This is a genomic window from Neobacillus vireti, assembly GCF_036962345.1.
Taxonomy (GTDB): domain Bacteria; phylum Bacillota; class Bacilli; order Bacillales; family Cytobacillaceae; genus Neobacillus; species Neobacillus vireti_A.
On sequence record NZ_JBALNB010000003.1, the window covers coordinates 43,569 to 68,967 of the forward strand.

At 38.0% G+C, this 25,399-nt stretch carries 28 protein-coding genes; 2 read left to right on the forward strand and 26 right to left on the reverse strand.

All coding sequences use genetic code 11. The annotated features are described in order from the left end of the window. Nucleotides 1-192: 192 nt before the first annotated feature. On the reverse strand, nt 193-1,056 hold the full coding sequence (locus tag V7108_RS01640) for a hypothetical protein (protein WP_335567215.1): 864 nt from the start codon (nt 1,054-1,056) through the stop codon (nt 193-195). 357 nt (nt 1,057-1,413) lie between these two features. Here V7108_RS01640 and V7108_RS01645 point away from each other — a divergent pair, with 357 nt between their 5' ends. Further along, a complete protein-coding gene (locus V7108_RS01645; protein ID WP_335567216.1) occupies nt 1,414-1,761 on the forward strand; it encodes a helix-turn-helix domain-containing protein in 348 nt (115 codons plus the stop codon). 60 nt (nt 1,762-1,821) lie between these two features. On the opposite strand, the gene tatC is transcribed toward V7108_RS01645, so the two are convergent. After that, nucleotides 1,822-2,568: a twin-arginine translocase subunit TatC gene (gene tatC, locus V7108_RS01650; protein WP_335567217.1), complete on the reverse strand. Its 747-nt coding sequence runs from the start codon at nt 2,566-2,568 to the stop codon at nt 1,822-1,824. A 120-nt stretch (nt 2,569-2,688) separates the two neighbouring features. Further along, nucleotides 2,689-2,883: a twin-arginine translocase TatA/TatE family subunit gene (locus tag V7108_RS01655; protein WP_335520601.1), complete on the reverse strand. Its 195-nt coding sequence runs from the start codon at nt 2,881-2,883 to the stop codon at nt 2,689-2,691. A gap of 309 nt (nt 2,884-3,192) precedes the next feature. On the opposite strand from V7108_RS01655, the gene V7108_RS01660 reads away from it, so the two are divergent. Further along, nucleotides 3,193-3,432, forward strand: coding sequence for a hypothetical protein (locus V7108_RS01660; RefSeq protein WP_335567218.1), 240 nt, complete (start codon nt 3,193-3,195; stop codon nt 3,430-3,432). A gap of 34 nt (nt 3,433-3,466) precedes the next feature. Here the strand turns inward: V7108_RS01660 and V7108_RS01665 are convergent, their stop codons facing one another. The 23 genes from V7108_RS01665 to V7108_RS01775 all read right to left on the reverse strand — a co-directional run bounded on the left by V7108_RS01665 (nt 3,467) and on the right by V7108_RS01775 (nt 25,382). Beyond that, the gene (locus V7108_RS01665) at nt 3,467-4,198 is read right to left on the reverse strand and encodes a lysophospholipid acyltransferase family protein (protein ID WP_335567219.1); all 732 of its coding nucleotides are present in this window, start codon (nt 4,196-4,198) and stop codon (nt 3,467-3,469) included. A 101-nt stretch (nt 4,199-4,299) separates the two neighbouring features. Next, entirely contained in the window at nt 4,300-4,800 is a 501-nt protein-coding gene (locus tag V7108_RS01670; RefSeq protein WP_335567220.1) for a dihydrofolate reductase, read from the reverse strand. Beyond that, nucleotides 4,797-5,591, reverse strand: coding sequence for a thymidylate synthase (locus V7108_RS01675; RefSeq protein WP_335567221.1), 795 nt, complete (start codon nt 5,589-5,591; stop codon nt 4,797-4,799). The genes V7108_RS01670 and V7108_RS01675 overlap by 4 nt, the downstream gene beginning before the upstream one ends. Before the next feature lie 54 nt (nt 5,592-5,645). Further along, on the reverse strand, nt 5,646-6,350 hold the full coding sequence (locus V7108_RS01680) for an anthrax toxin lethal factor-related metalloendopeptidase (protein WP_335567222.1): 705 nt from the start codon (nt 6,348-6,350) through the stop codon (nt 5,646-5,648). Nucleotides 6,351-6,649: 299 nt separating this feature from the next. Continuing rightward, a complete protein-coding gene (locus V7108_RS01685) occupies nt 6,650-7,228 on the reverse strand; it encodes a TerD family protein (protein WP_335514375.1) in 579 nt (192 codons plus the stop codon). A gap of 60 nt (nt 7,229-7,288) precedes the next feature. Then, on the reverse strand, nt 7,289-7,915 hold the full coding sequence (locus tag V7108_RS01690) for a TerD family protein (RefSeq protein WP_335514377.1): 627 nt from the start codon (nt 7,913-7,915) through the stop codon (nt 7,289-7,291). A gap of 40 nt (nt 7,916-7,955) precedes the next feature. Further along, a complete protein-coding gene (locus V7108_RS01695; RefSeq protein WP_335567293.1) occupies nt 7,956-9,029 on the reverse strand; it encodes a toxic anion resistance protein in 1,074 nt (357 codons plus the stop codon). Between the two features lie 32 nt (nt 9,030-9,061). After that, nucleotides 9,062-10,699 (reverse strand): YceG family protein, encoded by a 1,638-nt coding sequence (locus V7108_RS01700; RefSeq protein ID WP_335567223.1) that lies wholly within the window; start codon nt 10,697-10,699, stop codon nt 9,062-9,064. A 484-nt stretch (nt 10,700-11,183) separates the two neighbouring features. Further along, a complete protein-coding gene (locus tag V7108_RS01705; protein ID WP_335567224.1) occupies nt 11,184-11,984 on the reverse strand; it encodes a hypothetical protein in 801 nt (266 codons plus the stop codon). Next, a complete protein-coding gene (locus tag V7108_RS01710) occupies nt 11,981-13,102 on the reverse strand; it encodes a cysteine protease StiP family protein (RefSeq protein WP_335567225.1) in 1,122 nt (373 codons plus the stop codon). Before V7108_RS01710 ends, V7108_RS01705 begins: the two co-directional genes overlap by 4 nt. A gap of 14 nt (nt 13,103-13,116) precedes the next feature. After that, complete coding sequence (locus V7108_RS01715; protein WP_335567226.1) at nt 13,117-14,454, reverse strand: phosphoribosyltransferase family protein; 1,338 nt, start codon at nt 14,452-14,454, stop codon at nt 13,117-13,119. Then, nucleotides 14,396-15,592, reverse strand: a complete 1,197-nt coding sequence (locus V7108_RS01720; protein WP_335567227.1) for an HpcH/HpaI aldolase/citrate lyase family protein — start codon at nt 15,590-15,592, stop codon at nt 14,396-14,398. The genes V7108_RS01715 and V7108_RS01720 overlap by 59 nt, the downstream gene beginning before the upstream one ends. A gap of 265 nt (nt 15,593-15,857) precedes the next feature. Next, the gene (locus V7108_RS01725; RefSeq protein ID WP_335512340.1) at nt 15,858-16,628 is read right to left on the reverse strand and encodes a TerC family protein; all 771 of its coding nucleotides are present in this window, start codon (nt 16,626-16,628) and stop codon (nt 15,858-15,860) included. A gap of 166 nt (nt 16,629-16,794) precedes the next feature. Then, the gene (locus V7108_RS01730) at nt 16,795-17,376 is read right to left on the reverse strand and encodes a TerD family protein (RefSeq protein WP_335512339.1); all 582 of its coding nucleotides are present in this window, start codon (nt 17,374-17,376) and stop codon (nt 16,795-16,797) included. A 99-nt stretch (nt 17,377-17,475) separates the two neighbouring features. Further along, nucleotides 17,476-18,066 (reverse strand): YpjP family protein, encoded by a 591-nt coding sequence (locus V7108_RS01735; RefSeq protein ID WP_335567228.1) that lies wholly within the window; start codon nt 18,064-18,066, stop codon nt 17,476-17,478. Nucleotides 18,067-18,195: 129 nt separating this feature from the next. Then, nucleotides 18,196-18,969 (reverse strand): class I SAM-dependent methyltransferase, encoded by a 774-nt coding sequence (locus V7108_RS01740; RefSeq protein WP_335567229.1) that lies wholly within the window; start codon nt 18,967-18,969, stop codon nt 18,196-18,198. A gap of 51 nt (nt 18,970-19,020) precedes the next feature. Further along, nucleotides 19,021-19,455 (reverse strand): BrxA/BrxB family bacilliredoxin, encoded by a 435-nt coding sequence (locus V7108_RS01745; protein ID WP_335512336.1) that lies wholly within the window; start codon nt 19,453-19,455, stop codon nt 19,021-19,023. Between the two features lie 61 nt (nt 19,456-19,516). After that, the gene (locus V7108_RS01750; protein WP_335567230.1) at nt 19,517-20,653 is read right to left on the reverse strand and encodes a conserved virulence factor C family protein; all 1,137 of its coding nucleotides are present in this window, start codon (nt 20,651-20,653) and stop codon (nt 19,517-19,519) included. Nucleotides 20,654-20,883: 230 nt separating this feature from the next. Further along, nucleotides 20,884-22,776 carry an ABC-F family ATP-binding cassette domain-containing protein gene (locus tag V7108_RS01755; protein ID WP_335567231.1) on the reverse strand — a complete coding sequence of 631 codons (1,893 nt, stop codon included), beginning with the start codon at nt 22,774-22,776 and terminating at the stop codon, nt 20,884-20,886. Next, on the reverse strand, nt 22,773-23,423 hold the full coding sequence (locus V7108_RS01760; protein WP_335567232.1) for an HD domain-containing protein: 651 nt from the start codon (nt 23,421-23,423) through the stop codon (nt 22,773-22,775). Before V7108_RS01760 ends, V7108_RS01755 begins: the two co-directional genes overlap by 4 nt. A 254-nt stretch (nt 23,424-23,677) precedes the next feature. After that, on the reverse strand, nt 23,678-23,803 hold the full coding sequence (locus V7108_RS01765) for a hypothetical protein (protein ID WP_335512332.1): 126 nt from the start codon (nt 23,801-23,803) through the stop codon (nt 23,678-23,680). 78 nt (nt 23,804-23,881) lie between these two features. Next, nucleotides 23,882-24,730 carry a DegV family protein gene (locus V7108_RS01770; RefSeq protein ID WP_335567233.1) on the reverse strand — a complete coding sequence of 283 codons (849 nt, stop codon included), beginning with the start codon at nt 24,728-24,730 and terminating at the stop codon, nt 23,882-23,884. Nucleotides 24,731-24,851: 121 nt separating this feature from the next. Further along, a complete protein-coding gene (locus tag V7108_RS01775; protein WP_335567234.1) occupies nt 24,852-25,382 on the reverse strand; it encodes a hypothetical protein in 531 nt (176 codons plus the stop codon). Nucleotides 25,383-25,399 lie beyond the last annotated feature (17 nt).

The following is a 25,399-nucleotide window of genomic DNA, read 5'->3' on the forward strand; positions in this document are numbered from 1 at the left end:
TCATCTTTTTGTATTTTATTAAGAATATTTCGTTCTTTATATTATCCTTTAAAGTAGTCGTGTTTTAATATTGGGAAAGGGTTTTTTGTTCGCTAAGTTGGTATGGTGAAAGAAGGGAAAGTTTGATAAGTTATTTAACAAACAAAAAAAAGACCTTGAACTTTTCCAAGGCCTTCAGCATATTCTATCCATTTATTTAGCATTTGAACGATTACCTTGTTCTAATACTTGAAAAATCCTATTACAATATTCCTTGTCATTTACATAGACTGTCGCCGTATACCATTGCCCCACAACTACTGGGTAATCAAATGGTGAAAACTGTGCGTGGTAGTGCGGTGGATTGACCTTCTGGAAATCTAATTCTCCATTTTTTTGTGTAAATACATACTTTATGTTGCCTCCATTATGAGAAGGACCCGTCACTTCTAATCTTACATTTGGTGAAAATTCTTTTTCCAGATCCCCATCCGAATCTCTTAGGTGAAACTTAATTGGGACGGTTGATTTTGGCTGCAGGGAAAAATTACGATTACTAAAAGGTGGTTCGAAGCATTGTCCGTCAATTGGTATCTGTTCTTCGTGACCAACAGCATTAAAATCAAATACAAATGAAGTTGATTTTCCTTGTGCCTCATTTCCTGTTTCATAAGGGAGCTCTACCATAAGTTTTAACGGATTACTTACTCCAGCTGCTAACGTCCCTAAAGGAAAATCTACAAAATCTTTTAACTTTCCCTCATATAGAGTCCCCTCATTATCTGAAACTCTTAGAAAAAACTGATTATACAAATATAAATCTCCGGATTCCTGATGTGAATTAACAGAGAAGTTGAAATCAAGGTTTCCTTCATTGTTTACCTCTAAGACCGAGGTAGTCCAATCACCAGGTTTCATATTCCCGACATTAAATAAAATCTCAGAAGGATTGGTTGAAATATCAACCATATATTCAGATTCATCCGCTTTTGTATTACTGACCTGACTTAAAGATAGTAAGAGTAGAATAGAGGAAATAATCATTGCACTAATCAATATATATTTATTTTTTTTCATACCAAGCCCTCTCCGTATCTAATTCGTTATGAATTGAGGTAGATGATCATTTAATAGGATTCCTTGTCTACAAGAGTTAATCTTCCCCCCCTTCTCATTCTGAATTAAAAATTTTCTTAATAGAATCCTGCAATTTTAATTCGTTCTTTAAAAAGAATACACAGAGTCAGTATAAAACAAATTAACAATATTGAAAACTTATGAAAAAGCCTAAATTCTTTATTAAGAACAGGATATCTCTATTTTCCTTTGTTTTTCACATGATATCTCGCCATTCTGGATTTTATATAGAACTTATTGTTCTTTATAATGTATAATTAAACTGAGACTTTTTCTAAATTAGGAGATGAAGGTGATATGATAGGAAAGAAGATTAAAAGACTAAGGCAAGAAAAGGGTTACTCAATAACGGAATTAGGTCGGTTAGCTGATGTTTCAAAATCTTACTTGAGCCAGCTTGAGAGAGGTTTACAGTCCAATCCCTCTCTCCAATTTCTAGCAAAAGTGTCTAAGCCTTTAGAGACAAGTATTGATTATCTTTTACAAGAAACAATATCACAAAAAGTTGATGATAATGAATTAGATGAGGAATGGAAGGTATTGATTCGCCAGGCGATAGAGGATGGCTTAAAGAAAGAAGATTTTCATGAGTACCGTAAGTACATAAAATTCCAGGAATGGATGAGTGAAAAAAATCAGTCATAAATATAGCCCTCATTCGGTTGTTAGAATGAGGGCTTTTTAAAACATATTCTTGTGTTTTATTTATGCTTCTTCTGCAAATTCTGCTTCTTGTTCCGCAAGCTTTTTCATTCTTTTCTTGTGTACAATCTTTGATAAGTTTATAGAGATTTCATATAGCAATAACAATGGCAGCGTTACAACAAAATCTGACATGAAATCCGGTGGTGTAATAACAATCGCAATTAAGATTAATACAAAATATGCGTATTTACGAATTTTAGCTAAAACAAATGGATTAATAATCCCAAGGGAAGTTAGGAACATTACTACCGCTGGTAACTCAAACAGAACGCCAAACGGAAGAGTCATGTTCATAATAAAGCGGAAGTATCGATCTGCTGTAAAGTTCGTTACAAACATATCTGCTCCCATTTTTACTAAAAACTCAAGTACCATTGGGAAGATAATAAAATATCCAAATGCCAGTCCCACAATAAACAAAATAAACAATGCAGGAATGTAAGAAAGGGTTATTCTTCTTTCAAGCGGTTTAAGTGCCGGCTTCACAAACAACCATATTTGGCTTGCCAGCACTGGAATGGTGCCTGCAATTGCGATGATCGTTGCAATCATAAAGTAGACCCAAATAATATCGCTTGGACCAAGAACGATTAATTTCACTTCAAGGTCACGAACTAACCAATCGTATATATCGGTCACATAAATAAAGCCAACAATGAAAAAAACAACAAATGCTATCGCGGAGATAATAATCCGTTTGCGCAATTCATCTAAATGATCCACTAATTGTAATTCTTTATCTTCCATGTAATTCCCCTGCCAATTTCAAAGGTTGAATATGATTTTTTTCATAAACACGATTATCATCATTGTTATAGTTTAAAAGAAAAATGATGAAAAAAAGGTGCAAGAATGAATCTTACACCCTTATTTAGTCAATTTTTGCTTTTCATCATCGATGTCCTTCATTACATCATCGGTTAATTCACGTGTTGATTTCTTGAATTCCTTCAATGTTTGTCCGAAGGCACGACCTATTTCAGGCAGCTTCTTTGGTCCAAAAATGATAAGAGCTAATGTTAAAATAAGGATTAATCCTGGTATTCCAATATTTGAGAACATGTATACATCCCCTTTAGGTTAATTATCTTTCTACTACGATTATAGTATTGATATACCGTTTTGAGTAAATTATTCGCGAAAATTCATATTAATTTCACATTATCTAAGAAATATTACCTAGAAGTGACTTTACGCATTTATTTCTCTACTATTTACTCTTAACAATTTACCAAGAACGGCTTCTTAAGTCAATGAATAATCCAACTTTAAATTGAGTAAATATTTTGACAATTGTGCGTTTTACCGTTTATAATTTTATCAACGGAAACATATACTATTGGATATCTAAAAAGAATGGATGTGATGAAGATGGAATTTTCACTCAGCAGTTTTGATGGTGCCCTCCCAGTTGAAGTCACCATCGACGAGGATAATGGGAGGTATATGATTCGCAAGAGTGACAGCAGTGGGGAATACTTTAATAGCCCTGCCGAATTAATTCAATGGGTGAAAGCACACTTCCATGAGGAGGACTTCTGCCATCCAGACGAATTCAAAGGAATGCTTGATAAACTAGCTGATTACGAATTAAATGGCGTCTATTTTTAAAAAGGAAAGAAGCATCGATGTCGATGCTTCTTTTCTATGATGCGATCCCCTGACCATCTCGATTCGCAATAATAATTTGGCGGACTTCTTCCGTTATTTCATTAAAGTCTTTCTGACAATTAGCCTTGGGATCAATATGGCGTCCGATTGTTACTGTTATTTCTGCAGGTTTTATGATCCTCCCATTCTTTTCAAACACATCGGCTGTTCCTTTGATTGAAATTGGAACGATGGGCACACCTGCATCTTGTGCAAGTCGAATACCACCCACTTTAAAGGCCAGGACTGGTCCTCCTTTACTTCTCCTTCCTTCTGGAAAAATAACGAGAGAATGACCTTCTTTGAGTAATGTAACACCATCCCGCATGCTGTTAAGAGCTTGTTGAGTGTCTTTTCGATCAACTAGAATACAATTAATCGCCTTAAGCCACGATGAAATAATCGGTACCTTCTTCATTTCAATTTTTGAAACAAAACCGAATGGTTTATCAATGGCTGACAGCAAGACGGGGATATCAATATCACTTTCATGATTCGCAATAAAAACAACTGGTCCCTCTGGAATCATGTCCAAACCATTAACGGTTACTTTTGAACCTGTTAGTTTCATAAATGTTTTCGAAAATCTTTTCGGATATTCAATCGCTATTTTATCCCGTTCGTGAACTGGCAGATCTTTACTCAGCCTCTTTAATTTTGCCAGCTGCGGGATGCTGTAAATCAAATAACCGCTCAAGTACATAAAACATGTGATAAGCCTAAACATAGTTGCCCCCTTTTCATGTTATAAAATAGTATAAAGTAAAAGGAAGAAATTTGTTTAGGATATTTACGTAAATTTTCTTGCAACATAAAAAAGACAGCACATTAATGGCTGCCTTTCACGATACGATCGTAAATTCTAAATTCATACTTATAAGGATTTTTCTCGTCCTTAATCCCTTTTACACTGGAAACAAGCTTCCATTCACGTTCATTAAACTCTGGGAAGTATGTATCTCCCTCAAATTCTTCGTCAATATGTGTAATATATAAACGGTCTGCAAACGGAAACGTTTCTTTAAAGATTTCAGCGCCGCCAATTACGAAGATCTCATCTTCTTGATTTCTGCAGTATTCTACAAATTCCTCCATCGAGTAGAATATTGTTACATCGTTGCTTTTATAATCTAATTGCCGAGTAATCACAATATTTTCTCTACCTGGAAGCGCCCGACCGATAGATTCATGCGTTTTCCTGCCCATGGCAATCGGGTGGCCCATCGTTGTTCGTTTGAAAAACTTTAAATCCTCCGGTAAGTGCCAAGGCAACTGGTTGTCCTTGCCAATGACTCGGTTTTCATCCATGGCAACAATAAAGGATATCATACAGAAACGACTCCTTTAATATGTGGATGTGGGTCATATCCTTCTAATGCGAAATCTTCAAATTCAAACGAGTAAATATCCTTCACATTTGGATTAATCTTTAATTTCGGTAATGGTCGAGGCTCCCTGTCCATTTGCATTTTCACTTGCTCTAAATGGTTTTGATAGATATGCACATCACCAAATGAGTGAACAAATTCACCAGGTTCTAGATCACACACCTGAGCGATCATCATGGTCAACATAGCGTAAGATGCAATGTTGAACGGTACGCCAAGAAAGACATCTGCTGAACGTTGATACAACTGACAAGATAATTTGCCATCTACCACGTAAAATTGAAATAAGCAATGACACGGAGCTAACGCCATTTTATCGATTTCTGCTACATTCCAAGCATTCACAATCAGTCTTCTCGAGTTAGGATTGGTCTTGATTTGATGAATTAACTCACTGATTTGGTCGACTGTCGTTCCATCCGCACCGGTCCATGAGCGCCATTGATGTCCATATACTGGGCCCAATTCGCCATTTTCATCCGCCCATTCATTCCAAATTCGCACGCCATTTTCCTGCAAATACCGTACATTTGTATCTCCATTTAAAAACCAAAGCAATTCATAAATAATTGATTTTAAGTGTAATTTTTTAGTCGTTAATAAGGGGAAGCCCTCTTGTAAATTAAATCGCATTTGATAACCAAAAGTACTGATGGTCCCCGTTCCGGTCCGATCTCCTTTTTCATGGCCATTTTTCAAAACATGCTCACATAGTTCTAAATACTGCTTCAAAACCGACACTCCTTTTCATGCATTCATGTTTTTCATTTTACCATATTGGGAGCTTTAATCCAGACCTTTAAAAAATTGATACGTTTTAGGAGCGAGATTTTGTAATTGTATTTTTGTCTCATCATTTAAGAAATACATCGCAAAAGTTTCAGCATAGTACTCTTCTACATGCAGAATAAAATATGGGTTACCAGGGAACAATATCCCGCGCTCCTCTTCCCAAATCAACTGAAATTCTTTCCCTTTACTTATATTTTCATAGACAAGATGATCAATCGAATGGGCAAACTCATGAAGTTCTAAGTTTACGGATCCGTGCCCGTTGCCTTTATCACTGTGGCCAATTTTCACCAAAACTACTTGCGAGCCGCCAATTCCCGGCACCTCATCCCACGTAGTTTGTGAATGATAGCCTCTAGGTATTTGCCCCGCTAAATAGCGAGCAGTTCGGTTATCCGTTAATTTTCCTGTGAAAAGTTTAATAATAATGCCTTGATTGTTACTTTTTTCTAAAAGAGCTTCTGGCAGATTGCCAATCCGATTAATGATTACTGCAGCTTCTTTTTCATCAAAAAGGGTTTTTGGTAATTCAATCATTTGATCTAGTTGGTCGAGGGAAGATTGTGTATTTATAAATTTAAAAAGTTCAGAGTTTCTTGGATAATCACCTAACATGATACTGTCAAATGAAGCTTGTGAGGTGGTAATCATCGACAGAAATAAACCGGCAATGATGGAGGAAACGACCCATTTACGCATGTTATCATCCTCCTAGTATTTTGTATACTTACTAGAATTATAACATGATAGATGTGACGAAAGACTTGGTAAATATATGGCATAAGTGCGGGGAAATTACTGTTTTTTGAAGGCAAAATTGGGTCTCGCAGATATATTCCCAGAAACGCAGATATATTTCGATTATCGCAGACATATTTGATTTATCGCAGATAAAATCAAATAAACGCAGATATATTTTCCAATAAACATATTTTCATTGTGAAACTCCCGAAAACGCAAAGAAAAGCCGCCAGCTCGGCAGCTTTCCTTTAAAAACTTTATACTTCTAATCCATAATTTCGGCATAGCGCGGCCAATCCACCTGAAAACCCGCTGCCAATAGCGTTAAATTTCCATTCAGCATTGTGACGATATAGCTCACAAATGACGACGGCTGTTTCTACAGAAAAGTCCTCTCCAAGGTCGAAGCGAAGAATTTCGCGATTGGTTTCTTCGTCAAACAACCGGGCAAAGGCATTGGTTACTTGTCCAAAATTTTGGTTACGTGCATCCGCATCGTGAATCGTGACCGCAATGGCAATTCGGTGGACATGGGAAGGAACCTTGCTGAAATCAATTTTGATTTGTTCGTCATCCCCGTCACCCTCACCCGTGCGGTTATCTCCTGTATGCTCGACTCCGCCAGAGGTATGAGCTAAATTATTATAAAAAATAAAATCTAAATCCTGGGTAACCCGGCCATTTGCATCTGTTAAAAACGCAGATGCGTCTAGATCGAAGTCGTGTCCACCAGAATAGCGGTTTGTATCCCAGCCAAGACCAATAACAGCCTTTGTTAATCCTGGGTTGGTTTTCGTTAAATCAATTCTTTGTCCCTTAGATAAATTGATACCCAACTATCTCACCTCTTTAGAACGTAATAGTAGAAGGAACAAGCAAAGCCTGTTCCCCAATAATTAAGAATAAGAACGAACTACTTCACTTAAGCTGGCTGCTGTTGTACCAGTTCCTACAGCAGCGAACTTCCATTCAGTGTTATGACGATAAATTTCGCCAACTACTAATGATGTTTGTCCGCTATAATCATCCGATAAATTATAACGAATTAATTCATTATTGTTAGAAGGATTTACCACTCGAATAAAGGCATTACGGATCATACCGAAGTGCTGCTTTCTTTTTACACAATCATAGATGTTAACGACAAATACAAGCTTTTGAACGCTTGCAGGAACGCGGCTTAAATCAATCATTACTTGCTCATCGTCACCGTCTCCATCGCCCGTAAGGTTGTCCCCTGAGTGCTGAACGCTTCCGTCAGCGCTCCGTAAATTTCCAAAATATATGACATCTTTATTGTTTTGAATCTTATCGTTCGCACCAAGCATAATGACCGACGCATCACAGTCTACGTTGGCACCTCCGCCTGCTCCGCCGCCGCCAAACAAACCGCCGAAGAGACCGCCGCCTCCACTCTTACCGGCTTGAACAGGATCCCAGCCTAATCCTACCAAGATTTTAGAAAGTCCTGGATTTCCTTTTGTTAAATCTACTCTTTGACCTTTTTGTAAGCTAATAGCCATAACATTCACCTCATAAAATAAATTTTATAGTAACAATCAATTAGTATTGTTGTTTCAACTTTTTAAAGTTATCCTGCAGCTGCTCTAAGCGCTTTGTACCCTCAACACGCAAGCGTTTGTTTTCTTCTTCAATGGCTCTTGTTTCCTGCATACCTTTAATAATAATGTTCCAGGATTCTTCAATCGTCTCAATTTTAATACTTGGACCACCTGCGAGCCTTGCAATGTCTGTGCTTTGTTTTGAAATGTTTGACGCATTCTTCAACAGCATTTCGTTGGTCCGGCGATCAAGCTCACTCATGGAGTCAGCCACAAGCTTCTGCCTTTTCGCAGCGACAGCTTGAATGAGGCCATTTTTAAAAATTGGAATCGTTGTTACGAAAGCTGAATTAATTTTTCCAATCAGCTTTGTGTTTCCTCGCTGTAGCAAGCGAATTTGCGGAGCCGTCTGCAATGATACCATCTTTGCCATTTCAAGGTCATAGATACGCTGCTCTAAAGCTTCAATTGAATTTTTCAAGGTATCCAATTGCATGGAAGCAATCTGGTCACCTGCGGCAACCCGGGCTTCCAGCTGTGGCAACTGATTGTTTTTAAGTTCTTCTACCTTCATTTCGCCTGCCACTACATATTTTTCCAGCGTCATATAGTATTGATAATTTTGCTCGTACATATTCTCGAGCATTTTCGTTGAATCGACCATTTCATGCTGATACTTGGATATTTCTACGTAAACCTTATCGATTTCAGAACCCATAGTCTGGTATTTGCCAAATACCTTTTCAATCATTTTTTCACCCTTTTTAAAGAGCTTGCCGAAAAATCCAGGTGAAGTTTTTTGAAAATCCTTTGGGTCAAACTTATCCATGATTTTGGTAAGCTGTTTAAGCAGCTCGCCTGAATCTTCGACTTTTGTGGTTCTCATATTCCCTAAGATTTGATCAGAGAAACGAGAGATTTGAACAGCAGGCTCTTTCCCGAACTCCAAGATTTTTATTTGGTCTCTTTCGTCAATTGACCTGGCCAAATTCTGAACTTCTGTTTCCTTCCGAAGGGCAAGCTTAATGTCTGAAATCTTTGCTTCATTAAGTGTATCTTCTGTAGTTGCTGTCATTAAGTCGGCAGACTGTTTTTGTAGATTCATGCTTAATCTCCCCTTAAATTTCTTAGAATTCCTTGGAAGAACCCTTTCTTCAGCTTAAAAGGTTCTTTATATTCTAATTCAAATACTACATCCTCCAGCCAGTGGGTATCAAATAAACGATCATGAAGGAAATTTTCAATATCATTATGGCCTGGTGGGTTATAGATAATAATATCAATCCCAAATTGATTTAGAAGCAGGAGAAGCGCTGCATCCGTTCTCGACAGCATACCGCGGCATTCATTGTTATAAATGATTAACTTCGGTACATGCTGGGAGTAATCAAATTTTTCCATTAATTGGATGACATCTTTTGGTGTAAACATCGCCTGACTAAATAAAAAGATGCTTACCTCTTCCATATTTTCCCCTAGCAATGGCTTTAAACCTGGTTTCTCACAAATTCGTCGAATCGCATTGGCAATCCCTTTTTGCAACCCAGTCGGCAGAAGGGAATACGGCCAATAGTGCGCCTGCATCATCGTTTCTGGATTCAATAATCCATCCCTGCCTAGAGCGTTACGATAGTGAAAGCGAAAATCGTTAGAGCTTGACCATGTAAAGGGCAGTTGGCGAATCAACAGGGTATGATCGAATTCTGCGAGGCTTTGAATTCGATCCCAATACTCTTTTCGATTTTTACTTACTCCCTGGATTTTCGCAAAGAGTGAAGGAATCTTAACCTGTCCATTCTCAACCTCAAAACCTGGCCGCACCATGGCGATTTCTTTCCCAAGAATAAATAACTCATCATAAGTGGTTTTCAGAGTAATGGAAGAAGGTGTGTAATCCCTTAGCTGCCACGGTTTATATAAACCTGCACCTTCCTGATGGAGAATATTCTCTATCTCTCTGGATGCCCGGTATGCGACAGTCGTTTGGCGATTTCTTCTCTCTTTTGGAAAAGGTTCTGCAGGTTGTTTGTTTGGATAATGATGGGTAAAGATTTCTTCGTCAAGAAATCCAGCTAAACCATCCTTGGCCTCAGGATGAAAAATCACTAGATCGCAGCCCATCTTAATTAAAAAATATACAAAATAAGGCTGACTTCTTTTCATATCGCCATACCATAAAAATTTCGGCATTCCCTTTTGCAAATCAATCTCCTCTAATAAAGGATTCAAATGGTTCATCGACCATTTTATCACGTCGACTAGAACCCTTCTTAGTTCATGATTTTTTAAACCATCCTTTTCACGGTGCGTAAAGAGTTCAAGCGTACTGATCATCGCTTCCCTGATTTTTCGATGGATGGCTGGGATTTTTGACTTATACAATAGCTGTTCACCGTCGAGAAAAGCGGTGAACCGATTGATTGAAAGCTTCTGTTCCTGGCTGATATTCAGTACCTTTTGAATCGATTGAAAGTGTTGATTATCAATGTTTTTATTTAATGATTCCTCACTTAATAACACTAACCCTGGTTCAGGCGACGTGACATAATCAAAAAGCTGATTATAATACTCATCACTATCAATCGGAATTCCAAGAAATTTCCCCACTACTTGCCCAATCTGAATACTTCCCTTGTCAAATGAAAATTCTGGCCGTTCTGACAGGGGCATTTTCAGCGTATCAAGCCAATTTTCAAATGAAAGGGATAAGGGTCGGACATTCATTTGGTTGTATGGTAAATTCATTCATATCCCTTCCCTCAAAAAAGCGAAAGATTTTTTGTTACAGTAAAATTATGTAAGGGTGTTCTTTACCATCATATCACAGTTAATTAATTGGTTCATTGTTTATACGGACGTAATCACAAAATGTTTCGTTTTTGGAAAAAAGCGGTTTATTTAATTCCGAATAGGTACATTCCTCATTTTTCACCTTTTTCCTTGTCCTTACATATGATTTAAGTACTGACAGATAAGTAGGTGACTTCATGAGGTTTTTATACAGGCGGCCAAGAATAGATGAAGTAAGCGAGGAATTAAATTTAATGATGGATTTAATGCTCTCGAAAACCTTCGTTATAATCGATTTATTCTGGTTATGCTTACTTTTTACACTGTTACTTTCTCCCGTTCTCGTCACGGTTGGTATGTCTATATTCTTTTTTTGTACTTCTTTTGCTGTATTCTATTCAATCTATATATTTTTCTTCTATCCTTATTTAAAAAATGGTTAGATTTTAAGTGCTAATACATTCAGAAATTGCTGGAGAATTTCTTCTCCGGCAGCAACGCCGCACTGGTCGGTAAGTGATATATCACCTGATCCCCTGACTTTTAGCAGTTCTCCGTGACTTGGGACAAAACGATAGGTGCAGTCTTTTAGGAAATCCCAATCTAAAACAGAATCCCCAGCACCTGCCAATGCTTCCTTTCCTTCTCGATTACAAATAAATTCTAATGCCTTTCCTTTGCTAATTGCATTAGGGATAAAGTAAAGTTTTCTTCCTTGCAGGCTCATTTTCCAGCCATATGCTGCTGTAAGTTCACGAATTTCCAAAAGTTCTGATGGGGTCGGAAGGCAATTTAATAGATAGTAAAAAAATAATTTCTCCGCCTGCTTTCTTTCCCCATCTAAATAGATACCTGACTTTTTCAAGGCAGACTGCAGCTCTTCCTCAGGTGAACATCCATTCTTTAATTGAGAGTATAATTGTTCAGACCAGTCCTTTAATGGCTCTCCATTATATAAAACATGTGCTCCATTTGTAGTCACCGCATAGGTTAAAGGTATTTCTTTTTCAAAAATCACAAATCTCTTAAATTGCTCAGTCGTTCTTGTTGTGACAGGGATAAACAAACTATGCTTGTTGATTTCTTTTAACATGGAAAAGGAAGCTTCTGTCATATAGCCTGTCCAGTTTCCTCTATGCATTTCAACTGGTTTTAACGCTTTATCCTCCGGTCTTCCGAATTCTTCTAGCGCCCGATTAGAATACATAAGAGTTCGGTCAAGATCTGATGCTGTTATCATTTACTAGTCCCCTTAAAGCTTTTTATTAAACCCATACATAAATAATTCATCTCCGGATAGGCTTCCACCTCAACGCTTTTTTCTGCTGCTAGCATCAGAATATGTTTTACATAAGGACTAGCAGGATCACGCATAAGGATTTTCCATGGGATGCGCCGGAGTAGAACTCTTGTTGTTTCGCCGACACCTGGTTTGATATAATTCGTATTATCAATTCCAAATTCAGCTTGAATCTGTTTCACATCCTGCATACCCAAGAATGCATTTTTAATATCCTGATGCTTTCGCTGTAACGCAATATTCTCCGCTTCATGGATAATGGCTGGATATTCATCCGTAATCAAATCAATATAATCATTGGATACATCACTAGCCAGCAGCTCTCGGTAATATTTAGCCCCATGAAAATCGTTTTTACCAATATACTGCTCATTTAAAACAGTACGGCTTACCAGACCTGAAACAGTTGAATTTAAACAAGCACTTGGAATGAGGAAATCTTCTCTCGTTCCAAAAAGGCTTGTGCAATGGCCCGGGTCAGCAATCACCGCAAGGGTGTCATCAAGCTTTACTTGATAGTTTTTTTCATATAGATTGCAAGCCTTTGATAATTCAATTGAAATGGCCCCTTTTCCTGTCCAGCCATCCACAAACTGAATACTTCCTTCTGGATGTTTTGAGAGAATATAGTGAAGTGCATTTTCATCAATGCCCCGATCCCGGATGATCGAAACACTATAATGTGGCAAAGAGATGCCATAACGTAATTTAATATATCTTTTTATTAGAATTCCAACAGGTGTGCCAGCTCTGGCAAGTGACACAAGAGTCGCTTGGCTACCCTTAGCCTGATAGATTTGCTCTGCCACTATTCCGACACAGAGAGCTACCTTTCGCTTATATTCCGTGGCCGATTGCCAAAACAAATCTACATATTCTTTTGGAGGCTGGTATTCAATCGGCAGAGATTCACTGTAATGCTGACCTGATTGAACTTTAATTTCTCGGTTAATCGTTGAATCTTCCAATTCAATATGACTTAAATCCTTTAATAGAAAAAGAACATCTTCTTCCGAATAGCTTCCCATTTTAGCTGGCTGATTGGTTATTATCGACATTCTTTCACCCCTGTTTAATGCGAGAAAAAGACGATTTTCATCGACTTAATCTGTAATTTTTCTACTTGTTTTAAGAATGGCTGAAGGTTTCCTTCAGGGACTTCTCTTTCAATAAAAACAAAAAGTTCATCGTATTCAAAAGGAGGAATATTATAAACGAAATGAGCAATATCCTGGTCCTCTGGATTAGGAAAACTTATTCGCTGTCTTGCACCATAGCCTTCAACATCCTTAGGAAAGATTGGACTTCTTGTACTAGATTGATAGAAGACATTTCTGCCCATTTCCGCCGCCAATTTCATTGGGATATACATAAATTCTCCGGTTCCCAAACAAAGCGTTTTCGTACCGTTTCTGTGCTGCCTTAATACAGCTGCTGCATCATGAATTTTCTGATGAAGGTCGAGGTTCGCTCTGCTGTCTATACCAAAGCGTCCGGTCTCCTGAATTAGAGGAGTCTGATTATTTGCAGCTACATGTGCACTCTTAAAAAAGGCAGATAGAGATAGAATTTCAATACATGGTTTTTTCGTATTTAAGCATGCCTCATGATTTTCGTGAACTTCAAGTTTACTAAATTCGTTTACTTGAACGTTACCGCCAATTAAGCTTACAACGTTTATCTTTATCCCGAGTGATTTTTCTAATTGACTATACCGTTGTATGTTTGCCTCTGAACGCCAATCCAATATCGATACTACAGTATATTCCTTCCTTGGGAACTGGGCATGAATAGATTCAATAATATTGATGGCCGTTTTCCCCGTGGTCATTTCATCATCCACCAGAATAATTTCACGGTCATTTTGAATCATGCTCAATGGAATATAGCAGCGATGGGAGGTAGCGTGAGAATGCTCCTCTTCAAAGGTAATACTCGGTGTTAGACTATCAATCTCTTCCCTTGTTGTATGAAAATACTCTGCATTTTCAAAGCAATCAAAAAAAGCGTGACCAAGGGCAGTAGCAGTCTCCGCAAATCCAATAACAACGGGATTAACAGACTTAGGTATAAAAGGAGCACTCTGAAACTCCGTCTCATTCTCCCTAAATGATCTAATTAGGTTTTCTGTTTCCTGGTACTTCCAAGCTTTGATACTTTCCGCAAATCGAGCAGCAAGTAATGCACCCGTAAGCAGGCCTTTTATTGGATCAATGGGCAAATGTTTCCCAAGAACTTTACTAACAAACAAAAACGATCGTTTTTTATTGATTCTTGCTGCCATTGTAAATAGTCCTTCAAGAGGTAACTGGTATGGGTTATCTCTTACCTCGATGTTGCAGGTAATTGCATCAAGAATGGTATACGTATACGTCTTTTTTGATAAGGTCAATATTTGTGTATCCTTCATGTAGCACCCCGTAAAGCTGTGATTTTAAAATGATTTTTTTCGCCCAAAATAAATGAGGTTTTATTTCATTCATCTTATTTGAAAAATTACTTTTCTTAACTCCATTTTCATCGTTAGCTGATTCCACAATTGAACATGCATCGATGTATTCCTCGTATGTGACAACATTCAGAGCCTGGACTGCTTTGATATGGGTGGGATGGATAATGGTTTTCCCTGTAAGCCCGTTGGCGATATCCATTAACACCTCTCTGATTAGTCCATCCACATTTTGGTCGATTAATTCAGCCCGCCATTTCAAGCCTTCATCCCCGTAACGTTCACGAAAAGGGGTTTGTCTTAGCTGAGGCTTAAACATCCTCGGTTTAGAAGAGAAATATTCCCAGACTGGTCCAGAGATTACATAAGGGCTTTCAGAACGTTGAAAAACATTAATAATATCTGCAATACAGTCTCTTAAAACCGCAATATCGTAAACTGTTGTATCGACACTTCTGCGGATTCCATATAACCCGCAGAAATCTGTCGCCCCGATTCGGACATTCAGAATGTGATCCTTATATCGATCTAGCAGATGTTTAATGGACATTAACTCGGTCATTCTGGATTCTTTTTGTATGATTTTATCACTTTCTAATATAGGCATGGCGTAAAAAGGCTTGTGTTCTCTATGAATCTTCAAAACCTCAGCTAGTAATTCTTCCCCTGACTCCGCATTAAATTTCGGTAGTACCACTCCTGTTAACAACTGAATGGCACTGCCTAAGTTTTCTTTCACCAGTTTAAGCTGCTCTAGGTTTCGAATACGGATAAACATGAGCGGTAAATCATCTATGGTTAAATATTTTTTGTTAAATTCACTATGTAATTTTAATAATTCTGCAACTAGCAATTCTTCTGCGTTTTTCAGTTCAATATCACCAACAGCATCTTCAAGGTCAATCACCAGGGATGTTAATCCTTCATGCTTTTTCGAGAGAATATCTTGATGAATATTTGGACGAGTTGCAGGCATGTAGAGCGTAGCGCCAAGACCAAAAGATAAAAGCTCACGGTCACTAAACTTTGAAAAGTCCTTTGGTTTTTGGAAAAATAGTGATTCTAGCTCATTTTCATAAAAATAGGTAAAAAATTTCATTCTAAATTACTCCTTTAATATAAGGCTCTTTTCTTAAACTTTGTACTTTTTGGAATAAAATTAAAAGATTGTACTATGTTTCCGTAAAAAATAGCATAAATTAATAAGAAAAGGGCCAGCAAACTAATCTTAATCGTAAAATAAATATTTCCACGTTAAAATCGGCTTTAAGATTTTAACACTACTCTTTACGAAACCAGCCTAATATAAAAAAGAATGGGGACGGACTCTCGTCTGTTCCCCATTTTATGTCGTACTTTAATAATTATGATTCTTTGCCAACTTGTTTCTTTTTGTTCATATAATGAACAACAAAAGTAGCTGCGAATGTTAATAAGATAATGATAAAGAATGCTGAGTGTGGAACGTGAATATCGAAAACGGCAACGAACATTTTTGCTGCAATCAATAGGATTAAGATATATGCTGATGTTTCGAGCTCAGGAATACGGTCAATTAACTTCAAGAATACTCCAGCAATCCCCCGCATCATAAGGACTCCGAGCATACCGCCGACTAATAATACCCAAATCTGTTCACTAACACCAAAAGCTGCAAGGACACTGTCAACAGAAAATGCAATATCCATTATTTCTACCGCAATAACTGTTCCCCAGAAGGTACCAAACAGACGGATTAGCAGCCCACTTTGATTCATACCATGTGCTTCTTCTTCTTCGTTTTGTGCTGCTTTACGTTTATCAAGGAAATACTTAATCGATAACCAAGCAAGATATGCTGCACCTAAAATCTTTACCCACCAAAGCTTAATTAAGAATACCCCTACACCGATGGCAATAAAACGGAAAACATAAGCGCCTAATAAACCATAAAAGAGTGCTTTTTTACGTTGTTCAGGTGGTAAGTGCTTTACCATTACCGCCAATACAAGTGCATTATCGGCTGATAGTAATCCTTCAAGAATAACCAAGGTTCCAATTAATCCCCATGAAACTGGATCGGTAAGAACCTGTCCCCACATTTCCCAGTTGAAAAATTGGGCGTACGTATCAAAAATTCCTTGCAAAATCGACATTAAAAAATTCCTCCCAGTAGTAAAGCATTCGTGCCTAGGCACTGATGTCAGATATTTCTAAAAATATAGTTCATGACTGCAGTTCTTTTCTCTAAAAGAGACCCAGTGAGGCTGGGTCTCTCGGTACCATGTTAATAAAATTATAGGAAGTTTCCCCTGTATTTTTTTATCCTACCTGTAAACCAAAATCAGTAGCTAATGCTGCTAGGCCGCCTTGGTAGCCGCTGCCAATTGCACTAAATTTCCATTCACCATTATGACGGTATAATTCACCTACAACAACAGCTGTTTCGATAGAGAAATCTTCTCCTAAATCATAACGGATTAGTTCTTCGCCATTTGCTTCATTGAAAATACGAGCATAGGCATTGGATACTTGACCGAAGTTTTGGTTTCTAGCTGCTGCATCGTGAATTGTAATAGTAAACGTAACACGTTGAATACTAGCAGGAATCGTTGTTAAGTTGATGCTTACGGTCTCGTCATCTCCATCACCTTCACCAGTACGATTATCCCCATTATGTACAACCGCGCCATTTGCACCTTTTGGATTATTGTAGAAAACAAAATCTGTTTCATTTGTAACTTTTCCGTTTTCTCCTAATAAGAATACGGATGAATCTAAGTCAAAATCATTACCGCCATCATACTTATTAGTATCCCAGCCTAATCCTACAACCACATTTGTTAGCCCAGGATTTGATTTCGTTAAATCTACTTTTTGACCTTTTGATAAACTAATTGCCATTTTTTCATTCCTCCATTTTAGGTAATAGTCTATTTACGAGTTTCTTTTAAAAAAGTTTCATAAATATAATAAAACTTTTTTTACTGGTGATGCAAATCATTAACTCATCCATTTCGGTGGTGTATTTTTATCCCAATAAATAGAGCCAAGTTCATGGTGACTTTGAAAACCGTCATGGTATGTATGATAATGAAAGTTAAACCAGTGTCCTGCTTGCGGCGGATTATCCCTCCTCACATGAAAACGAAGGATATCACTATTGGTACCATTGTTCTTGATATTAAAAATCTTCTCGGATTGTCCTTTACCAGGAGACTCAGTGATTGTTAAGTTTAATAAATCCTCCGTTGGGAACTGAGCTGCTGTTTCATGTAACGCTTTTTCAATATTTGGCAAGATGATTTCTCGAAACTCATTTTCAATCACAGGCTTAATTCTTGTGCCGAATTTTTGATAAGATTGCTCTTCTGCCTGTTTCAAAAGCTCTTCAATAAATCTTTCTTTGTCTGCTTCTGAGTTTTCATAAAGGCTGGTTTGCTGCTCAAAACGACTTAACGGCGCTGCTTCAATGGTGTCTCTCTCAGTAGGTTTCTCAGCATTTACGCTATTTATTAATTGTGTGGGTGTAATTAAACCAAAGGTTAAAATCGAAATCAGTACGACAGCCGATTTACGAATCCATTTATTCATTTATATTTTCCCCTTTGTACCTGGAAGAATTCATCTGATTTTTCCGATATTTTTAATTCCTACCACTTATTATACTTCTTTTCTAGATAAAATGGAAAAATCAATTCTTAAAAAATGGTAGAAAAATTCTTATTTCTCAAGTACCCCGAAGTGAAATTTAGCTGTCTTTCGACGGTATACCTGGAATCCATATCGTTCAAAACGGTGACTTTTATAGTGGTCCTTTAGCAAAACTCTATGTTTAGCCACTCTCAAAGCTTCATCTATCATTTCCTTTGTGAGATCCTCGTAGAGTGCAAGTTGACCTAAAGCCTTAATTCCATCGGATTCGAGAATAGACTCATCAAACATCGGATCAAAATAGACACAATCAACAGAATGCTCGGGTAATATTTTTAAGTAATCTAAAGCCCTGCTATGTATCACTTGGATTCTTGCCATTGCCTCATCCATGACCGGATATTCGGAATCCCATGATTTCAGACCTTCCTTCACGATAAAAGCTAGATACTTTTGACCCTCGGTGCCTGTCACCATCCCCGAGTTGCCAACCAAATAGCTAGCCACGATTGAATCAGAAGCAAGGCCAAGGGTACAATCTAGAAAGCTCATCCCCTTTGTTAATTGGGCTGCTTCCGAAAATGGGTCATGTTCACCATTTATCAATCGTTTGATGCGAAACATCGCTGAATTCGGATGAAAGAAGAAGGGGTAAGCTGAGGCCATGTGGAATAATTCAAGTCTTTCTTTTCCGACTACAATACAGTCGCTGGTTGTTTCCTTTTGCAGCAGTTCAATTGATTTCTTTTTTCTAGGAATATACGGAACACCTAATTTACTTGCAGTCTCCATTGCTATTTCAATCATCTGTTGATTGGTTCTTCCAGCTGTTGTCACAAACATGACCATATATCCTCCAAAAAAAAGGACGTCCTAAGACATCCCTTTTCGCAATTAGCAATTGGCTTCAAATGCAGCCTTTAAATTATCCATAATGGCTTCCATTGGCATTCCTTCAATATCATGACGAGGAATGAAATGAACCACCTTATTGCCATTTAACAATGCCATAGACGGTGAGGATGGCTCAATTCCATCGAAATACTCGCGCATTTTTGCAGTTGCTTCTTTATCCTGCCCAGCAAAGACCGTTACGAGGTGATCCGGTTTTTTCTCACTTGTTAATACCGCTTGTGTTGCTGCAGGACGTGCAAGTCCAGCAGCACATCCACAAACAGAGTTTACAACTACTAGCGTGGTTCCACTCGCGTTTTCCATATAGTTTTCCACTTCTTCGGGTGTTGTGAGTTCTTGGAATCCTGTTCTAGTTAGCTCTTCACGCATTGGTAATACCATTTGTTTCATATACTCTTCATATGCCATTGACATAATAAAAACCTCACTTTCTATATTTGCAGTGTACTATTCTAATTTATTATATGCAATTCTATTAACTTTCTGCCTTTCGAGCTTCCGTCATCTGCTTCCAGACAGAACCCTTAGCAGCCTCGCCGCCTTCAATTCTTTCAATTGCCATCTTTATTTGCAGGCTAACCTCAAATTCCGGGTCATTTTCAGCTGCCTTTAAAGCTGGTAATGAGGTTTCATCCCCCACTTCATACAAAAACATCGCTGCCCGCCAACGAACCAGTTTACTTGGATCTTGTAGTGCATTGATCATTTCATCACTAGCTTCAGGGAAGCCAAGATCGGATAAACAATCTCCAGCGGTCCTGCGAACGGTAACGGTTTTATCTTTTAAGGCTTTATATAAATATGGTAATACGGCTGGATCTTCAATCATCCCAAGGTAGACAACAGCCAATCTACGAATCGATGGCTTCTCATCGGTTAACGCTTTTTCTAAAACGGGTAAATCCCCTACCTCAGGATCATCCATTTGTTCAAGTAACTGGTAACGGATTTGCCAGTCCGGATTGTCTAAAGATTCCAACGTAACTTTTTTACGTTCTCGTGCTGGCTTTTGTTTCGCAGGAGAATCCGTTGTTTGTGCTTTGGATACGAGGTTTTCAAGTCGCTCTGGTGGATAAGCAGCAATTAGTTCTTCGACTACTTCCTGTCCAATTTGATCGAAATCACCGTATCTCACACCTTGTTGATCCCATCTGCGGAGCAAAATATAATTCTCGTCAGGAAGCTGGGCACGTTCTCTAGCCTTTAAAAAGGTTTCCGGCATTCCGAACCTTTTTTCAGTTGTCCCATCTGTCAGTTTTACTTGAAGCGGAATATCCTTAAACATTTGGACTTCCACTTTGATTTCCCCAAAGTGTTCATCTACTTTCATATTGGCTGAATCAGATGGTTCTGCTGTTTCACCAAACGCTAGGCGGACTTGAGGTAATAAAGAGCCCCAATCAAATTTTGCATTTCTTTCAACAGCAAGGAAATCCGCAACGTGGTAAACACCTTTGATCCCCTCTATTTGGAGAATTCCTTGGATAACAGCAGGTGCTTCAGCAGATGTTTCCTTTTTATAATTATGACTTTTCCCCATTGGAAGCTCTTGATCTAAGATTATTTTCATTGTATTGGGACTAGGGGTTGGTTCGATTGCCTTTATTTTCAAGAAGATCACCTAATTCTTTAGTTATTCTTAACAAGTTTACCATATAAGTGATAGTTCATTCTAGAATATGGGCTTGTTGAAGGTGCAACGCAGATATATTTCAATTTACACAGAAATATTCGATTTAACGCAGATAAAAATCATTTATCGCAGATATATCTGAATATACGCAGATATACCTTTTTAAGTTCCCAAGAACACAAAAAAAGCACGTCGTAGGACGCACTTTTTTACTCGCCTTCTGCAATTTCAGCAAGATATTCCCATCTTTCAATCAAATACTCGAGCTTTCCGTTTAATTCTGCTTCTAGTTTCATTAATTCTTGCGCTTTTGTAAAATCACTGCCTGTTTGCCCCATTTCATTGGCTACTTCTTCAAGCCGTTGTTCTGTTTTGGCGATGACATCGTCAATTTCTTCCCACTCTTTTTTCTCCTTAAAAGTCATTCTTTTCTTTTTTTCCTTTTCAGGAGCTTTTGAACTCGGAGCTGTAGGCGTCTCCATCTTCTTCGGCGCTTCAGAGGCTGATTCTTTCTCTAAATATTCGCTGTAATTCCCAAAGAATGAATCAATATTACCCTCACCGCGCAATACAAGAAGCTGGTCGACTACTTTATCTAGGAAGTAGCGGTCATGAGATACAGTTATAACAACACCTGGGAATTCCTCTAGGTAATCTTCTAAAACGGTCAACGTCTGTGTATCAAGGTCATTTGTCGGCTCATCGAGCAGCAGGACGTTAGGAGCGGTCATTAACAGCTTCAACAAATATAAACGCCGCTTCTCTCCGCCGGATAATTTACGGATTGGCGTACCATGAGAAAATGGCGGAAAAAGAAAGCGTTCAAGCATAAGTGCTGCTGATAAAGTTTTTCCATCTGACGTTTCTACCACTTCAGCAGTTTCTTTAATGTACTCAATCATTCGCTTATTCTCATCCATGTCTTCGCTTTCCTGGGTATAATAAGCGATTTTTACGGTTTGCCCCATGATGAATTCGCCCTCATCAAGAGGAAGTTTTTTGGCTAAAACATTTAATAATGTTGACTTACCGGCTCCATTTTTGCCAATAATGCCGAGTCGGTCACCAGGTTTCACAAGTAAATTAAAATGGTTTAAGATTGTCTTTTCTCCATAACATTTCGAGGCATCCTTAAGTTCAAAAACCTGTTTTCCAAGTCTGCTGCCATTTAAGGAGATATCTACTTTGTCACCGGTTGGTTTGCCTCCTGAAAGCTTATCCTCCAGTTCATCAAAACGTTGAATCCTTGCCTTTTGCTTGGTTGTTCGTGCTTTAGCACCGCGTCTCATCCATTCAAGCTCTCGTCTAAAAAGGTTCTGCCTTTTTTCAAAGGTTGCAGCCTCATTTTCCTCACGGATGGCTTTCGCTTCTAAAAATGCCGCATAATTTCCTTTGTAGCTATAAAGATTACCACCATCTAATTCAAACATTCGGTTGGCAACACGGTCTAAAAAGTAACGGTCATGCGTGACCAGGAGGATAGAACCACTATACCGGCTTAAGTAATCCTCTAACCACTTCACAGAGTCAAAGTCTAAGTGGTTCGTAGGTTCATCCAAGATAAGTAAATCAGGTTCAGCAATGAGCACTTGAGCAAGGGCTACACGTTTCTTTTGTCCACCAGATAATTCACCGATTCTCTTAGTAAAATCTTCAATTCCAAGTTTCATTAATATCGATTTTGCATTTGTACTTGCATCCCAAGCATTTAAAGCATCCATCTGTTTTTGTAATCGGAAAAGATCTTCTTGTACCTTTGTATCATTGGGTGAAGAGTCCAATACCAATAGTGTTCTTTCATATTCACGCATTAACCTTAGAATGGGTGCTTCGCCGTGAAAAACCTGCTCCAGAACACTTTTAGCTGAATCTAATTCTGGCTGCTGATCTAAGAAAGCAATCGAATAATCCTTGCTGGTTATAATTTTACCTTCATCCGGCTGATCTAAGCCTGCGATAATTTTTAGTAATGAGGATTTTCCGGTCCCATTGATTCCAATTAAACCGACTCGCTCTTTTTCACCGATCGTAATGGATATATTGTTAAATAGCTGTTTTTCCCCATAGGTTTTCGTAACATTTTCTACCGTGAGCATTTTCATCGATCATGACCATCCCATTCTAGATAAAATTGATCCAAAAATAACACCATCATCTGATGACGGCTTTCTGCCATTTCTTTTGCTGCTTCAGTATTCAATAAATCTTTCAATTTTAATAATTTTTCATAAAAATGGTGAATGCTTGTTGATTTGCCTTTGCGGTATTCCTCTATACTCATTTCTTCCCGAACCGTAAGGCTTGGATCGTAAATAGGCTGTCCTTTTTTCCCGCCATAAGCAAATGTTCTAGCTATTCCAATTGCCCCAATAGCGTCTAACCGATCCGCATCCTGAACGATTTTTGCCTCGATTGTTTCCAACTCAGTTTTTATTCCGCCTTTATAGGAAATACTTTCGATAATTTGAATAATCGAGTTTTGTATCTCTTCTTGCAATGATATCGTTTGAAAAAATGAATCCAGTTTGTTTTTTCCCGCTTCAGCACTTTTATTGAGCTTTTCGTCAGGAATATCGTGCAGCAGTGCTGCCATTTCAATAATAAAGGGATCCCCTTTTTGTTCTTGTTTTGCAATATGTAATGCTGTCCGTCTGACGCGGTCCACATGAAACCAATCATGCCCCGTTGCATCTTCACCAAGCTCATTCCGGACAAACGTAATGGTTTGCTCTATGATTTGTTCGTTCATCTAAGAAACACCTTCCTTCATCCTAGCTATTTTATCATAAAGGCTGTTGTCGTAAATATTGTTGTTAAAATCTTAAAGCCGATTTTAACGTAGAAAAAGCTATTTTGCGCTTTAGAATTTAGTTTACAGGCTCTTTTCTTCTTAAATTTACTTTATTTTCTGCGAAAACTTAGCACAATCATAAAATTTTTTCCAAAAAGTAACATAGTTTAAGAAAAGAGCCATCATAAAAAATAACCCCGAAGAATTCGGAGTTACTTTTTGTTTGCTTGACGGCCGCTTTTTTTCTGACTTTGTGATTTTGTATTACCGATTGTATACTCGCCGCTTAGTTCAACATCATTTTTTTGATCTTGTTTTTCGGTAAATTCACGTGTCATGTTTCGATTCTTACTTATGATGATTACCCCCTCATCTAAAATGAACTGCCATTTTAGTATGCTCACAAAGAGAGAGAGTTATTTCAGTCCATTATGCCAGCTAATTCCAAGTGTGTTTTCACCGGCATGAACACCAATGACCGCACCCAATGGACAGCATATAACCTTTAGTTCAGGATATTGCCGCTCTATTTCCGCCTTCCATTCATTTGCTTGTTCGAGGTGTAAACCATATAAAATATATACTTCTTTAAATTTATTCTGTTCGTAGGAAGATGTAAAGTAATCAAGAATTTTTTCTTTTGCTTTCTTATCACTTCTTACTTTTTCCTTTGTATTGAGCGCACCATTTTCAATTGAAATGATTGGCTTCACGTTCAGCATACTGCCTAGGAAAAATTGTAAACCAGTCATCCTGCCGCTGCGATGAAGCTGCTCTAAACTTCCAATTAAAACATATGTCTCATTGGTAGTTTTTAATGATTCTAATTGCTCCATGACACTCTCAAGGCTATTACCAGCCTCGACAAGCTCCATGCCTCTTTTTAATAAAGCCGTCATTGGAGCGGTTAATATATGGGAATCAAAGGTTTTTACTGGAATGTCCACAAGTTTTGCTGCCTGCTCACTCGAGGAAACTGTCCCGCTTAGTTTTCCTGATAAAAGAACAGCTGCAATTTGGTCATAATCTTTTGAAAGTTTTTCATATAACTCTTGGAACGCTCCTATCGATGGCTGAGAAGTTTTGGGCGGGGTTTTTAACTCTTTTAATCTCGCAAAAAGCTGTGCTGCTGTAAAATCAACTCCGTCAATGAATTCCTCCCCATCCAATAACATAGTAATTGGAATTGTATACAAATCAGGATGATTTTTTAATTCTTCATCTAAAAAAGCGGTACTGTCCGTAACCCATGCCGTTTTAACCAATGTAATCTCCCCTTTAATTGGTATGAGGTCCTAATATCTAGTTAAAATCATCGTACCTTGAAAATGTTTTCTTGTAAATAGCAAAAAACCAGCTAACTAAAAAGCTGGTTTTTCCCTCTATTCATGCTGAAGTGATTGAACCAAGGTATGATTGCAACTGCTCTAACGTGATCACCATGGTATCAATTAACTCAACCATATCCTCCATTTGGTCTTCCCTTACGAGTCTGTCTAACACAATGCTATTCACATTATGGGTCGTTGATTCAGAATGATTAATCGTAATGGATTGACTAATTTTTCTTGTATCACCCCATATATCAATGAGAATGCTGAGTATATTTTTCAAGTGTTCCTTATTGGTAATCCCTTGATGGAGAAACTGTAATTTGATGTAACAGCCCGGCTCTTTTTTAAAATTGAAATCCGTTAATAATTCCGCTGCTAAATTCATCAATTCTGACCTAACTTCGATTAATGCAGTTACGTGTGAGTCTGGTAATGTAAAGTACAACTCAAAACTTCGTGACATTTTGGCTGTATTCACAAAATCATTCCGGTCAATGACGGCTATTTTACCTTCAAGGTCTAAATCATAAAGTGCTCCCTCTATGACCACTTTCATATTATCGAAAGCCGTTGGATCAAACATTGTTTACACCTCTATCT